The organism is Streptomyces sp. XY006, assembly GCF_002237655.1.
GTDB classification, from domain to species: Bacteria; Actinomycetota; Actinomycetes; order Streptomycetales; family Streptomycetaceae; genus Streptomyces; species Streptomyces levis.
On sequence record NZ_NOKT01000039.1, the window covers coordinates 1 to 14,353 of the forward strand.

Consider the following 14,353-nt stretch of genomic DNA (forward strand, 5'->3'; position numbering starts at 1 on the left):
ACGGTGGTGCCGTCCGCCCGGCGGCTGCCGCCGATGCGCGCGCCGCGCGGGCCGTGGCGGCCGGCGGCGCCGGGACGGCGGACGCCGGCGCCCAGGCCGTTGAGGCCGAGGACTCCGCCGACGGCCGTGCCCCGAAGCCGGGCGCCACTGCCGTGCAGGCCGACGGCCGTGCCGCGCAGGCCGGCGCCGATGCGCGGGCTGCCAAGACCGTCGCGGCGCCCGGGTGGGCGCCCGCTGATATGGGGGCTCCTGCCACCTTTGTGCTGCTGCGGCACGGGGAGACGCCGTTGACGCCGCAGAAGCGGTTCTCGGGGAGTGGGGGCACCGACCCCTCGCTCTCCGACACGGGGCGGGAGCAGGCCGAACGCGCGGCGGCCCTGCTGGCCCGGCGCGGGACGATCCAGGCGGTCGTGTCGTCGCCCCTCGCCCGGACCCGGGAGACCGCCGGGATCGTCGCGGCCCGGCTCGGGCTGGACGTGGAGATCGAGGACGGGCTGCGCGAGACCGACTTCGGCGCCTGGGAGGGCCTCACCTTCGCCGAGGTGCGCGAACGCCACCCCGACGACCTGAACGCCTGGCTGGCCTCCCCGGACGCCGAACCCACCGGCGGCGGCGAGAGCTTCGCCGCGACCGCCGAGCGGATCGCCGTCACCCGGGACAAGCTGATCGCCGCCCACCAGGGCCGCACGGTCCTGCTCGTCACGCACGTGACCCCGATCAAGACCTTCGTCCGGCTCGCCCTCGGCGCCCCGCCCGAGTCCCTGTTCCGCATGGAGCTGTCGGCCGCGTCCCTGTCGGCCGTGGCCTACTACGCGGACGGCAACGCCAGCGTCCGTCTCCTCAACGACACGTCCCACCTGCGCTGAGCCCCGCCGCCGCCCGGGCCAGTTCCTCGACCCGCCCCCAGTCGCCGCCCGCGACCGCGTCCGGCGGCAGCATCCAGCTGCCCCCGACGCACCCGACGTTGGGCAGCGCCAGATAGTCCGGCGCGGAGTCCGGCCCGATCCCGCCCGTCGGGCAGAACCGCGCCTGCGGCAGCGGCCCGGCCAGCGACTTCAGATACGCCGTGCCGCCCGCCGCCTGCGCCGGGAAGAACTTCATCTCCCGCACCCCGCGCTCCAGCAGGGCCACGACCTCGGACGTGGTGGACACCCCCGGCAGGAACGGCACGCCGGAGGTCCGCATCGCCTCCAGGAGCCCCTCGGTCCAGCCGGGGCTGACCAGGAACCGGGCCCCGGCCGCCACCGCCTGTGCGACCTGCCCGGGGCTGATCACCGTGCCGGCTCCGACCACCGCCTCCGGGACCTCCCGGGCGATGGCCCGGATCGCGTCGAGGGCCACGGGCGTCCGCAACGTCACCTCGATCGCCGGCAGCCCCCCGGCGACCAGCGCCCGCGCCAGCGGCACGGCGTCGCCGACGTCCTCGACGACGACCACGGGGACGACGGGCGCGAGGTCCAGCACGGAGGCGGGCAGGGCGGAGGAGCCGGAGGAGCCGGAGGAGCCGGAGGAGCCGGAGGAGTCGGCGGACGAGGTCATGGCGTCATCCTGCCGTTGTGGATGCAGCGTGCGCAAAGCGCGTTGCGTAGAGTGCAATGCGACTGGGTCAGTGGACCTCGTCCACCAGCACGTCCAGCGCCCACGCCTGCCCGGCCTTCGCCGGTGCCCCGGCCTCGACCACGTAGCCGAGGTCCCGCAGCGCCTCCACCAGCTCGGCGGGGGATCGCGGAGCCACCCCGGCGGACAGCAGACTCCGCACGATCCGCCCCTTCGTCGCCTTGTTGAAGTGGCTGACCACCTTCCGGGTCGGCGCGTGCAGCACCCGCACGGTCGCCGTCCGCTCCGCGACCTCGCCCTTCGGCTTCCACGCGGCGGCGTACGCGGCCGACCGCAGGTCCAGCACCAGCCCGTCCCCGGCCACCTCGGGAAGCACCGAGGCCATCGGCGTACGCCAGTGCGTGCCCAGCGCCCCGAGCCCCGGCAGCTTCACGCCCATCGAGCACCGGTACGACGGGATCCGGTCCGTCACCCGCACGGCACCCCACAGCCCGGAGAACACGAGCAGCGACCGCGCCGCGCGCCGCTTGGCCGCCGGGTCGAGCGTCGCCAGGCCGAGCGCGTCGTACAGCACGCCGGTGTAGATCTCCCCGGCCGGGCGCGCCCCCGCCGTCCGCAGCCCGGCGTTCTTCGCGACCTCGCCGCGCAGCCCCTCGCTGAGGCCCAGCACCTCGCGCGCCTTGTCCTCGTCGCCCGAGCACAGCTCGACCAGCTCGGTCAGGACCGCCTCCCGGGCCTCGGCGAGCCCCGGCAGGGACAGCGACTCCGGCTTCAGCGGCGCACCCCGCCCGGACGAGGCCTTTCCTTCGGACGGCGGCAGCAGGACAAGCACGCGTACTCCTTCGATCGAACTCCGCCGCCAGGGTACGGGGGACTCACACCCGGGCAGGGCCGAGGGCGCGGACCAGGCCGTCGGCGTCGTCGGCGTGGAAGCGGACGACCCTGACCTCGCGCCGCCGGCCGAGGAAGGAGACGTGGGTGACCGGCTCGGTCAGTTCGAGCGTGACGGTCGTCTGCGAGCCGACCTCGACGTTCAGCTCGCCGTCGGCCCGCTCGTGCGTCATGCGCAGCTCGCGCCGCACCGAGGCGATCCGGTCCAGCGGCACGCACAGGTCGACGTGCACGTACCGCCGTATCCGCAGGGTTCCGCGGTCCGTATCCAGCACGTGCGGGCGCACCACGGACGAGGCGTGCAGCCCGACGACCACGACCACGCCGTACACGTCCAGGAACAGGAACACGGCGTGCACGGCCGGGAGGTCCCGGAGCAGCACGGACAGCGCGACCGTCTCGACGACGCATACGAACGCGAAACCGGCCATCATCGCGCCCTGCCCGCGCGCGTACCCGTAGGCCGTCCCGCCCCTCGTCCCGTGCGTACGCCGGGCCGCCCACAGCACCAGGCTCACCAGCACCCGCACCTCGTGGCCCAGCAGCCTCCGGACGGCCCTCATCGCGGCCGCTCCGCTCGCCGCTGTCCGGCCAGGATCCGCAGCGCACGGCGGATCACCTCCGCCTGCGCCGGGGCCAGGTCGTCGTAGAACGCGCGCAGCACGCCGTCGTCCTCGCCGACCTCCCCGGCCTCCGGGAACAGCCCCGGCGGGATGCAGCCGGCCAGTGCCCGGGCCGCCCCCTCGACCCGCGGGTCGTCCGGCCGGGCGTCGGCGAGCGCGTCCAGCAGCGCGTACGCCTCACCGGCCCGTGCCACGGCCTCCGGACTCCCCAGCGCCTCCCCGATCGACGCCACCATCCGCTCGCGTGCGCCGGGTGGCATGGAGGTCTCCAGGAAGGCGATGATCTCGCGGTCCTTGGCCGCCATGGGGCTGTCCGTGAGATGCGCGGTCCCGGCGAACAGCGCGGCCAGCTCGGGCGAGACGGGCCCCTCCTTCGGCAACCCGCCCTCCGCCTCCAGCAGCGCCCGCAGCCGCCCGCGCCGCTCCCGGATGGCCTCCTCCTGCCGCGCCAGGTCCGCGTCCAGCTCGGTCAGCACCTCGGCGAGGTCCTTGCCGGCGTCGTCCGCGAGCACGTCCCGCACCTCGGCGAGCCCCAGCCCCAGCTCCGTCAGCCGCCGGATCCGCGCCAGCACGACCGCGTGCCGCAGCGTGTACTCCCGGTACCCATTGGCCCGCCGCTCCGGCTCGGGCAGCAGCCCCTGATGGTGGTAGTGCCGCACGGCCCGCGTGGTGACCCCCACGACGGCGGCGATTTCTCCGATCCGCATACCACCAGTCAAAACGTTGCCGCAACGACAGGGTCAAGCCCGCCCGATCGGACGAACCGCGGCGCTCTTGCCGCCCGTGTCCCCGGAATGCCCCCATGCTGCTGACGCCGAGCGAGCGAGGGAGAAGCGGTTACACCATGACACCGGACCCGTACACACAGAAGCTGCTGCTGGACTGGTTCGTCCGTCTGGACACGCCGGAGGGCTTCCGGGGGGAACTCGTCGTAGGGGAATTCGTCCTCACCCCGCTGCCGGACGGACACCACGAGCACTGCATCAGCCGGCTCACGCGCCAGCTCCTCCTCCGAAGCGAACCCGACGTCGAGTTCTCCGCGAACAAAGGGCTGAAGCTGGGGAACGCGCCCGGCTGCGCCCAGGACCACGTGATCCCGGACGGCACGATCGTCGCCGGCGCGCCAAGGATCTTCCGGGGGGCGCCTGCCTGGATGCCCTGTGCGGGAGTGACCCTTGTGCTGGAAGTGACCGGCGCCAGGTCGGAGATCGACCGGGTCGCCAAACGCCGCTGTTACGCCCGTGGCGGCATTCCGTTCTACCTGCTCGTGGACCGGGACGCCGGGGCGGCGACGCTGTTCAGTGAGCCGGAGCGCGACGACTACCGCCGTCTCGCCACCGCCGCGTTCGGTAAGTCGCTCGCTCTCCCGGAACCGTTCGCCTTCGAGCTGGACACCGCGGACCTGCTCTGATCCCCTGGGGCCGGGGGGTGTGTCATGGGGATACGGGAACGAGCCAGCTGGACCCGCGCCCGGCTGGGGCGGGGCGGGGTGCCGTTGGATCTGCTCACCGCGCACTTCGACCGGCACACCTACGCGCCCCACGCCCATGACGAGTTCACCGTCGGTGTCACCGTCGGCGGGGCGGAGGTCATCGCCTACCGGGGCGGGCACATCCACTCCTACCCCGGGTCGATCGTCGTGCTGGAGCCGGGCGAGATGCACACGGGTGGGCCGGCCGCCTCCGACGGCTACGCCTACCAGGCCCTCTACGCCGCCCCGGCCCTGCTCGCCGACGGCACCCTCGGCGGCCCGCCGCACTTCCGCGAGCCCGTCCTGCACGACCCGGAACTCGCCGCCGCCCTGCGCGCCGCCCACACCGACATCAGCGCCTGCCCCGACCCGCTGGAGGCCGAGTCCCGCCTGCCCTGGCTGCTCACCGCCCTGGCGCACCGCCACTCCACGGCCCGCGCGGCGAGCGACACCGTGCCGGGCGCCGGCCACATCGCCCGCACGGTGCGCGACCGCCTCGCCGACGAACTGCTGGACCCCCCGTCCCTCGCCGCCCTCGCCACCGACCTCGGCCTCTCCCGCTACCAGCTGCTGCGCGCCTTCCGCACGACCATGGGCGTACCGCCGTACGCCTGGCTCGCCCAGCACCGGGTGGCCCGCGCCCGGCGCCTGCTGGAATCCGGCCTGCGCCCCGCCGAGGTCGCCGGCCTCGTCGGCTTCGCCGACCAGGCCCATCTCACCCGCTGGTTCCGCCGTGTCCTGGGCGTGACCCCGGCGGCGTACCGCAACAGCGTTCAAGACACGGCGGGCTGAGACGGCCGAGACTCGTCCCATGACTGCACGCGGCTGGTTGCTGTTCGCCCTGATGGGAGTCGTCTGGGGCGTCCCCTATCTGCTGATCAAGGTGGCGGTGGACGAACTGTCCCCGTCCGCCGTGGTGTTCGCGCGCTGCGCGCTCGGCGCCGCCCTCCTGCTGCCCTTCGCCCTGCGCCAGCCGGGCCTGGCCCGCACCGTGCGGACGCACTGGAAGCCGATGCTGGCCTTCGCGGTCATCGAGATCGTCGGCCCCTGGTACACCCTGACCGACGCCGAACGCCACCTCTCCAGCTCCACCGCGGGCCTGCTGATCGCGGGCGTCCCCATCGTCGGGGTCCTCCTCGCCCGCTTCTTCGGCGCGGCCGAGTCGCTGGGCACCCGCCGGATCTCCGGCCTCGCGCTGGGCCTGGCCGGCGTGGGCGTCCTGACCGTCCCCCACCTGACCGGCGGCGACGCCTTCTCACTGGCGGAGGTCCTGGTGACGGTCGTCGGCTACGCCACGGCCCCCTTGATCGCCAGCCGCCACCTCAAGGACGTCCCGACCCTGCACCTCATCACGCCCTGCCTGGCCCTGGCCGCCCTGGTCTACGCCCCGGCGGCCGTCGCCTCGCGCCCCGCCACCCTGCCCTCACCCGAGACCCTCGTCGCCCTCGCGGCCCTCGGCGTGGTCTGCACGGCCGTCGCCTTCGTGGCCTTCCTGGAACTGATCAAGGAGGCCGGCCCGACCCGCGCGTCCGTTATCACGTACGTCAACCCGGCGGTCGCGGTGGCCGCGGGCGCCGTCTTCCTGGACGAGCACCTGACCCCGACGGTGCTGGCCGCCTTCGCCCTGATCCTGGCGGGCTCGGTCCTGGCCACGGCGGCGGCGCCGAAGCCCGCGCCACGCCGGGTACCATGGTCGACACGGCAGACGAGCCGGGCGGACGGCCGCGTGGAGTCCCCCTGACGGGGAGCTCCCCGAGGAACGTCCGGGCTCCACAGGGCAGGGTGGTGGCTAACGGCCACCCGGGGTGACCCGCGGGACAGTGCCACAGAAAGCAAACCGCCCAGCACCTCGGTGCTGGGTAAGGGTGAAACGGTGGTGTAAGAGACCACCAGTGCCTGAGGTGACTCAGGCAGCTAGGTAAACCCCACCCGGAGCAAGGTCAAGAGGAGCGCTGTGAAAGGCGCTCTGCGCGGACGACCGAGGGCTGCCCGCCCGAGTCCGCGGGTAGACCGCACGAGGCCGGTGGCAACACCGGCCCTAGATGGATGGCCGTCGCCCCGGCTCCCGCGAGGGAACCGGGGAACAGAACCCGGCGTACAGCCCGACTCGTCTGCCGCCCCTTATTTTTGCAGGTCAGAGGCCGTTTTCTCGGAGTGGCAAAGCCACTCGGGTCGATTCCGGGTCGGATTCGAACCGGACACAGGGGCGACAAGCTGACGATGTACGCCGTGTACTGCCCGTCTTGTCGCATCCATAAGGGACGGACGGGGCGTTTTGGGTACCGGGCAGTTCCATAGAGCAGTCGAGGATGGCTGCAAGACACCATCGCCCGACCGGGAAATACTGTCCGACATGTCGCCTCGGCGCGCCCTCGCCTGTAGCAAGCCGGCGTCTGGGTCTTGGAGCGCGTAGGCAGGGCGGCGGTTGCAGGCCTGGCGTACTCTCCTGGCCGGTGAGGTTTGACGGGGGAGGGGGAGAGCGCGTCCGAGTCGGCTCTTACTGCGTCACCCAGGGTGAAGATGCGTTGCCGTCGCGGTGAGAGCGGCGTGCTGACTCCCCTTCCCTCACGACCGACCAGCGGCACTCAGTGGCGGGGCTTCACCTGCTGCGTGCTGCGGTGCGCGGGCGAAAGCCTTGGTGCAGCCATGACCGTATCGAGCGGAATCGGTTCGCCAATGTTGCGGACCCGGTACCGTTCTCAAACCTCAAGGGCTCCGTGCCGTTCGAGGTGGCCCGCTCCCTGTTATGGGATCTGATGTACGACGACGATCTGGGGCGCGGGTACTTTCCGGGCCTGGTCGTGCGCGAAGCCGGGGAGATCACTGCGGTCGGCTGCTGACACTCGGATATCAGCGAGCACGTTTCCCTCTTCGGGGTGTACGTGACTCTCGTATGCTTGCGCCACGAGCCGCAATGGGTGGGGCACTTGAGGCGGCTGTTGTCGCCTGTGCTGTGCAGGGGTGCGGGCTTGTCCGGGGGGAGCTTCGGTGTACCTGGCACATGTGCGGGCCGAAAATTTTCGGATCTTCGGCCCGGCGCCGCAGCGGCAGGGAGACGACGACACGTCGCTGCGAATCGACTTCGGCCCGGGCATCAGCGTGCTGGTGGGGGAGAACGACAGCGGGAAGACAGCGATCGTCGACGCGATCCGGCTGTGCCTGCTCACGACGGCGGCTGACTTCTACCGCATCACCAAGGACGACTTCCACGCGGGACGCAACGGACGGGTGGACACGTTCACCATCACATGCGTGTTCCGGGGTCTCACCGTTCAGGAACAGGGAACGTTCCTGGAGCTGGTCACCACTGAGGAGAGCGGTGAGACGACTCTCTACGTCACCCTCAAGGCGCAGTTGATGGATCCGCTGCGGTCGAACCGAGTGTCGGTCACCACACGGACCGGGCCCGACGGCAAGGGGCCGGCGCTCGACGGCGCAGCCCGGGAACTGCTCAAGGCCACCTATCTCAGACCCCTGCGCGATGCCGAGGCCGAGCTGCGCTCCGGTCGCGGATCACGGCTGTCGCACATCCTCGCCAGCTATCCCGCCATCGCCAAGCAGACCGAAAACGACTTCGACGCAGACAACGACACAGCGACGACGCTGGTCGGCATCCTCAGCAGGGCCGAACACCACATCAGCGCCAACACCGCCGTGGCGGAGGCGCGCGACGCCATCAACACCGACTACCTGGAGAAGTTCTCGATCGGCTCCGACGTCCTGCGCGGAGAAATCGGAGTCGCCGGCGACGCCACCCTCCCCCGCGCACTGGAGCGGCTGGAACTGAAACTGTCCACGGGAGTGGGCGGAGCGGAGGAATGGACCAAGCGAGGACTCGGATACAACAACGCCCTTTTCATGGCAGCCGAGTTGCTGCTGCTCGGCAACAGCGAGACCGCGCCGCTCCTGCTGATCGAGGAACCCGAGGCTCATCTCCATCCCCAGCTCCAAAGCCGGGTGATGGAACTCCTGCAAGAACGCGCCGAGGAATCCAGCCCGCGGGTGCAGGTCATCCTCAGCACGCACAGCCCCCACCTCGCCTGCGCCGTACCGGTCCAGCACCTCACCCTCGTGGCGCGCGGCAAGGCCTTCAGCCTGGCCCCCGACTGGACACAGCTGGAGGCCGGCGACTACGCCTTCCTCTCCCGCTTCCTCGACGTGACCAAGGCGAACCTGTTCTTCGCACGCGCCGTCGCCATCGTCGAGGGGGACGCGGAAGCTCTGCTGCTGCCGGCTCTCGCCCAGGCAACCGGCCGATCCTTCAGCCGAGCCGGCGTCAGCGTGGTCAATGTTGGACACACGGGCCTGTTCCGTTACAGTCGCATCTTCCAGCGCAGCGGTGAGCAGATCCCCGTCGCCGTCGCCCGCATCCGCGACCGGGATCTGGTCCCGAAAAACACCCCGAAAGACATGCGCGGCGAACTGCGCAGCTCGGACGAGATGACCCCGGCGGAGATCGCCGCCCACCTCGTGCTCTTGAAGGCCGGGGACAGCGGCAACGTCCAGACCTACGTATCCGACCACTGGACTCTGGAGTACGACCTGGCGGCCGCGTCTTGGCCACTGGCCACCGTCATGCACCAGGCGATCCAGTGCGCCCGCATCTCTGAGCGGTCATGGCCCGCAGCAGACAAGTTGGACGAGACCGAGCGGCGAGCAACAGGCGAGGTCAAGGCCTGGGAAGCGGAAGGCATTGGGCTGCCCGAGGTCGGCTTGCGCGTCTACCGGCCCCTGCGCATGAAGAACGCGAGCAAGGCCATCGCCGCCCAGCACGCGGCTCGCCTGCTGAAGAACGTCACGCTGACGGACGACGATCTGCCGCCCTATCTGCGCGATGCCTTCAGCCACCTTTGCAGCGGGGCGTGACATGACGATTCCGTACGATCCTGCCTCCTTCGCCAAGGACCGGATCGAGGCAGCCGCCGCGCTCCTCGGACTCGACCTCCCGCACCAGGAACAATGGGACTTCATCCAGCAGATGATCTCCCTGGACCTCCAGGCCGCACCCGGCTCGGGCAAGACCAGCCTCGTGGGCCTCAAACTGGCGCTCTTAGCCCAAGGATGGAGGTCAGCGACGCGCGGCGTGTGCGTCATCTCCCACACCAACACGGCCAAGGACGAGATCACGGCCCGCCTCGACGCGGTACCGGCCGGCCGCAACCTGCTGCACTACCCGCACTTCATCGGCACCATCCAGTCCTTCGTCAACACCTTCCTCGCGCTGCCCGCCCTGCGCTCCATGAACGTCGAGATCCAGACGGTGGACGACGACGCCTACGCAGCAGCAGCACTCCGGCAACTGGACCGCCCCCGCTACCGAGTCCTCAAGGGCACATTGGAGCGCCAGCGAGACGGCCACCAACTCATCTCCGAGGCCCGCTTCGTCTGCGAAGGAAGCCAACTGACCGTGGTCACCACACGGCCGCTTCCCTTCTCCGCCGACACCAACAGCGGAAAACAATTCGACCACCTCAAACGCCGACTCGCCCGAGCCGGCGTCTTCCGTTACGACGACATGTTCGCGATCGCGGAACGCCATCTGCTGCGAAATCCGACCCTGGCTGAAGCCACGGCCACGCGCTTCCCCTTCGTCCTGCTGGACGAGATGCAGGACACCAGCTCCATGCAGCAACGACTGCTGGACAAGGTCTTCACCGACGGACACACCGTCGTCCAGCGCGTCGGAGACATCAACCAGCGCATCTTCGACGACCGCGGAGACACCCAGACCAGCCCCTCCGCCTTCCCCCTGCCCATGTCCGCCGAACTCCCAGTCAGCCGGAGATTCGGAAACAAGATCGCCGCCCTGGCCAGCGACCTCACCGTCCACCGCCCACAGCGCATCGAAGGCACAGGACACGAGGGCAGCATCGCCCTGCTGCTCTTCGACCAGGACTCTATCGACCAGGTGGTGCCCGTCTTCGAGCGCCTGGCTGGCTCTCTGGTCCCCCGGCACGTGCTCCTGCACAATCCCCCCAGGGTGCTGGGCGCCCGACGACACCCGGGCAGCTCCGCCAAGTTTCCCCAATCCCTGGCGTGTTACATCCCCGGCTTCCAGCTCCCCGGCCGCGGCGAGACTCGTGGCCTCCTCATCACGTCGGTCCGTACCGCGCGGGAGCAGCGCCGGCATGGTGACAGCCATGCGGCTGTCCAGCAGCTCTGGAACACGGTGCGTGGCGCCGTCCGCCCTTGCGCCCCAGAAGGTCTCCCTCCACTTGCCCGTCTCGACCGCCACCCCAGCACAGCCGGCGGACGCATCCGCGCATTGCTGAACTCGCTACTGACCGACCCACTGGACGATGAGCAAAGTTGGGGACGGCTGACGCGGCAACTGCTTGAGACGCTGCCCGAACTCACTCAAGCACCATGGGACGACCTCTCCGCTCTGCAAGATCCGACTGCCTACCTTCCCGAAGCAGAACCGGACGCACATCGCCACATCGACGACTCCGGCCACGTATCCGCAGTGGCCGGCACCATTCAGAGCGCCAAGGGTGAAACGCATGCCGCAACCCTCGTCCTTGAATGCCTAGACAGGACCGGCAAGAAGCACGACGTCTCGGAGGTACTGGCAGTGCTGGCCGGAGCCGGCGACATCGCCGGTGCTTCCGCGACAGTCCGCCGAGCGGCACAACTCATCTTCGTCGGAGCCACTCGCCCCACTCACCTGCTTGCCCTGGCTGCCTTGCGGGAGCGGGCTGAACCATACACCGAGGCTTTGGCCGAGCGGGGCTGGGCCATCCACCATGTCACGGATCCCTGGTTGTAGCAGAGCCTGGCCGCGAACGGCGGTGACCGTTCCCTTCTTCGTCCCAGCAGGGAGTCGTAGGTTGCTCTTTCACGCACCTTTCCTGGGGCCAGGAGCTACGCCCTGGCCCAGCTGCCCCGAGTGCTCCAGAACCCGCTGCTGGTACGGGCAGGACTGGCGCCCGCACCTCGCGCCGAGGCGCTGCGCAACGAGGCCTCCACGGTGATGCACCGGCTGGCGACGAGATCTGCCGAGTACCGCGGAGTCATCCACCGCCAACTGATGCGGGCACGCTGTGAACCGGACTCACATGCTGCGCGTAAGGGGGAAGGGAGGCGTGGTTCACCTTCGGTTGTCGAGATGGCTGGTAACAGTTCCACCAATCGGGGTATGTCACTGTCGGCGAGGTCGTGAATACGGGATGCTGTCAGTGTCATGGGGCACACTGGCAGAGCCAGACGCAGCCTTGGGGGGTATGCGATGAGTGTGACGATCAACGAGCAGTGGCAAACAGATCATGATGACGACGTTGTGATCGTGGTTTCTGATGAGGAGTACCAGGCCGCGGCGCAGCGCGCGTTAGATGAGATTGGCCTGACGTATGCTCAGCTTGAGGAGCAGGCGCGCAGCGGTTACTTCACGTCCGCACAGGCCCACGCGCTCTGGGTGTCGATCGGCGGCACGGTTGACCTCTGAGCTTGAGCGACAGGCTCGTGCATTTGCTCAGGAGTTACAGAAGACACTCAACGGGACTGTGTGTCAGCACGTACGCATTGCGGCCGTGCTCCGTCCTCGGTCCGGAGTTGGCCCCGTTTTCACTCTTGGCCACGGCCTGTCCCGCAGCAACCCGACCCAACCTCAGGCCTTTCCGCTGCGTGTCGACAACAAGAACCCTCGCGCTTGGATGAGTCTGTCTTTTCAGCTGCGTCTCGACGATGAGGGCTCGTTTCTGACGGTACATTCGTCATATTGTGCCATTTTTGCTGACCAGGGCCTGGAGTCGTGTCTCTGTCACTTTGACTACGAGCGCGAAAAGGACAGATACACCAGCGCGCACGTTCAGGTCTACGGTACGTCGCCAGCTCTGGAGGCGTTGAACGGCAAGGATGACCAGAAGCGCACTCTCGACAAACTGCATATCCCAGTCGGAGGTAAGCGTTTTCGGCCGTGCATCGAGGACGTCATCGAATTTCTGATCAATGAGCGGCTCGTCGATGCACACGTTGGCTGGGAACAGAGAGTCGAAGAAGGACGAGCCCGGTATCGGAGAAGCCAACTGAAAGCTGCCATGCGGCGCCATCCGGACGTCGTGGACGAGTACCTGCGGGAGAAGGAGCGTGCGGAGGACGGGAGCTGAAGTCGATCCGCACCTCAGCTCGGTGCGGTGCGGGGCTGAGGCGCGTTCGACGAACGCGACACGTTGTCATCTGGCGAAGCGGTCCCCTTCTTTCTGCTTCCGAGCTCGTCGGGTCTGCCGCCCTGCAGTTCTCGTCTTGCAGTCTTGGCGTCCAGAAGGCTTGAGCCGGGAGCGTGCCCCAGGGTCCCGGAGTGCCGTCTCCCCGCCGGAAGCGGGCGGCGGCTGAAGTGTGACGAGTTGAGACGGGGGCCTGAGTCTCGCGGCTCTCCCGGCCGACGGGTGCCCGTTCTTGGCCAAAGTGCCACACGTGGGTTTTTTGCCTGGTTCCTGTGTCCAGGCTTCAGCCCGGGACCCGGCGAGTGGACGCCGGCGTGACAGCTAGGGGGATAGCTTGATGGCGGTTGAGCCGACGGAGACCGCGTGGCGTATTCAGGCAGCTGTTGCCGATTGGACAGCCAAGGCTGATTCGAAGGCATCGTTTGCTCTGACGATGCAGTCCACGGCGTTGGCTGTCTTGGGTCTGCTGGCGAGCTCTAAGCGAGTGGCTGGTGATCTCAACTCCACCGTGCCGGGGCTGTTGTTGTGGATTGGTGTCCTGCTCATGGTGGGTGGAGTCAGCTGTGCGGCCTGGGCAATTTCACCCAACCTCCGCAAGGAGCGGCGAGGCCCGGAGGCCGACGACGACTTTCTGTACTTCGGACATGTACGGCACCTGAACCCGGAGGTGCTGGAAGCGGCGCTTCGGGACAAGGACCCGCTGCCGTCATTGGCCCGGCAGGTGGTGGTGATGAGTGAGATCGCTTGGACCAAGCACCGCCGGGTGCAGTGGTCGCTGATGTTGGGGGTGGCGGGCTGTGCCGCCTTCGGTCTGGCGACCGTCGTCGGATGAGGCGCTAGGAGGGCACCGCGATGAACTTCCGCTCAATGGTACCCGTCGACGTCTGGCGTGACCTGGTCGACCGCGGACGTCGACGGACCTATCCATCCAACTCCGTGCTCCTCGCGCAGGGCGAGTCGCCCGACTGCGTGATCGCATTGGTCGACGGTCTGGTGAAGGTCGTGCAGAGCAACGAAAGCGGCGACGAACTGACTCTGACGCTGCGCGGACCGGGCGAAGTCCTCGGGGAAATGGGCGTCTTACTCGGCCGTCCACGCTCAGCCACCGTTACCGCGGCGCGCCGCTGCACCGGAATCGTGCTGCCCGCCCACGCCTTCCGGGGCTACGTGGAGCGGCACCGTCTGGAGACAGTCATCTACCAGCTGACCGTGGAACGGCTGAACAGCCACGAACGCCTACGGGCAGACCTGGCGCACCTGCCCCCCACCGGACGCGTGGCCCGAGTCGTGAGTCACCTCGCGGACGAAGTCGGTTACCCCCAGGGAGAGGCCGGTCTGCTCGTGGAACTGGGCATGCCTCGCACAGAGCTGGCCACCATGGCGGCCATGCGCCGTTCGTCCGCACTTGTAGCCCTGGGCCAGCTCCAGTCAGCCGGCATCCTCACCCTCGGTCGTCGACGTCTGCTCATCACAGACATGGGCCATCTCAGGGCAGTCGCCCGGGGCGAAGAGCTCTGTGGCGTCAAAAGCAGTGAGGACGCCACGCCCGCGATGTGACTCACCGCACGCCCGTACCGTCCAATGCTGGACCGTTTCGTCCCTGCCTCTCCATGAGGGTGGCCTTCGCCGTCATTCGCGGTGAAACACAC

14 protein-coding genes, 1 other RNA gene and 1 pseudogene are annotated in these 14,353 nt (G+C 69.1%); 12 read left to right on the forward strand and 4 right to left on the reverse strand.

What is annotated here, in order from left to right; translation table 11 throughout:
* The coding region (locus CHR28_RS33225; RefSeq protein WP_179272643.1) for a bifunctional RNase H/acid phosphatase at positions 1–866 on the forward strand (866 nt) is incomplete at its 5' end.
* On the opposite strand, the gene eda is transcribed toward CHR28_RS33225, so the two are convergent.
* From eda to CHR28_RS33245, 4 genes are all read right to left on the reverse strand, one after another.
* Positions 841–1,539: a bifunctional 4-hydroxy-2-oxoglutarate aldolase/2-dehydro-3-deoxy-phosphogluconate aldolase gene (gene eda / locus CHR28_RS33230; protein ID WP_094057450.1), complete on the reverse strand. Its 699-nt coding sequence runs from the start codon at positions 1,537–1,539 to the stop codon at positions 841–843. The two genes, CHR28_RS33225 and eda, sit on opposite strands and share 26 nt — an antisense overlap.
* A gap of 67 nt (positions 1,540–1,606) precedes the next feature.
* Positions 1,607–2,389 (reverse strand): peroxide stress protein YaaA, encoded by a 783-nt coding sequence (gene yaaA / locus CHR28_RS33235; protein ID WP_094057451.1) that lies wholly within the window; start codon positions 2,387–2,389, stop codon positions 1,607–1,609.
* Between the two features lie 43 nt (positions 2,390–2,432).
* Entirely contained in the window at positions 2,433–3,011 is a 579-nt protein-coding gene (locus CHR28_RS33240) for a hypothetical protein (protein ID WP_094057452.1), read from the reverse strand.
* Positions 3,008–3,778 carry a MerR family transcriptional regulator gene (locus CHR28_RS33245; RefSeq protein WP_094057453.1) on the reverse strand — a complete coding sequence of 257 codons (771 nt, stop codon included), beginning with the start codon at positions 3,776–3,778 and terminating at the stop codon, positions 3,008–3,010. Before CHR28_RS33245 ends, CHR28_RS33240 begins: the two co-directional genes overlap by 4 nt.
* A 137-nt stretch (positions 3,779–3,915) precedes the next feature.
* Between CHR28_RS33245 and CHR28_RS33250 the strand changes: the two genes are divergently transcribed.
* The 11 genes and pseudogenes from CHR28_RS33250 to CHR28_RS33305 all read left to right on the forward strand — a co-directional run bounded on the left by CHR28_RS33250 (position 3,916) and on the right by CHR28_RS33305 (position 14,261).
* Positions 3,916–4,482: a Uma2 family endonuclease gene (locus CHR28_RS33250; protein WP_094057454.1), complete on the forward strand. Its 567-nt coding sequence runs from the start codon at positions 3,916–3,918 to the stop codon at positions 4,480–4,482.
* A gap of 24 nt (positions 4,483–4,506) precedes the next feature.
* Complete coding sequence (locus CHR28_RS33255; RefSeq protein WP_094057455.1) at positions 4,507–5,334, forward strand: helix-turn-helix domain-containing protein; 828 nt, start codon at positions 4,507–4,509, stop codon at positions 5,332–5,334.
* A 52-nt stretch (positions 5,335–5,386) separates the two neighbouring features.
* Positions 5,387–6,133 (forward strand): annotated as a pseudogene (locus CHR28_RS39050) (DMT family transporter); the annotation flags it as partial.
* Between the two features lie 115 nt (positions 6,134–6,248).
* An RNA gene (rnpB, locus tag CHR28_RS33270) (RNase P RNA component class A) lies at positions 6,249–6,656 on the forward strand.
* Positions 6,657–7,130: 474 nt separating this feature from the next.
* The gene (locus CHR28_RS37575) at positions 7,131–7,382 is read left to right on the forward strand and encodes a hypothetical protein (RefSeq protein ID WP_143655939.1); all 252 of its coding nucleotides are present in this window, start codon (positions 7,131–7,133) and stop codon (positions 7,380–7,382) included.
* A 148-nt stretch (positions 7,383–7,530) separates the two neighbouring features.
* The gene (locus CHR28_RS33275; protein WP_143655940.1) at positions 7,531–9,408 is read left to right on the forward strand and encodes an ATP-dependent nuclease; all 1,878 of its coding nucleotides are present in this window, start codon (positions 7,531–7,533) and stop codon (positions 9,406–9,408) included.
* A 1-nt stretch (position 9,409) separates the two neighbouring features.
* A complete protein-coding gene (locus CHR28_RS33280) occupies positions 9,410–11,311 on the forward strand; it encodes a UvrD-helicase domain-containing protein (protein ID WP_179272644.1) in 1,902 nt (633 codons plus the stop codon).
* 459 nt (positions 11,312–11,770) lie between these two features.
* On the forward strand, positions 11,771–11,986 hold the full coding sequence (locus CHR28_RS33290) for a hypothetical protein (RefSeq protein WP_256984557.1): 216 nt from the start codon (positions 11,771–11,773) through the stop codon (positions 11,984–11,986).
* 208 nt (positions 11,987–12,194) lie between these two features.
* A complete protein-coding gene (locus CHR28_RS33295) occupies positions 12,195–12,647 on the forward strand; it encodes a hypothetical protein (RefSeq protein WP_094057460.1) in 453 nt (150 codons plus the stop codon).
* Positions 12,648–13,041: 394 nt separating this feature from the next.
* Positions 13,042–13,536, forward strand: a complete 495-nt coding sequence (locus tag CHR28_RS33300) for a Pycsar system effector family protein (RefSeq protein ID WP_256984558.1) — start codon at positions 13,042–13,044, stop codon at positions 13,534–13,536.
* 20 nt (positions 13,537–13,556) lie between these two features.
* Positions 13,557–14,261, forward strand: coding sequence for a Crp/Fnr family transcriptional regulator (locus tag CHR28_RS33305; protein ID WP_094057461.1), 705 nt, complete (start codon positions 13,557–13,559; stop codon positions 14,259–14,261).
* Positions 14,262–14,353: the final 92 nt, after the last annotated feature.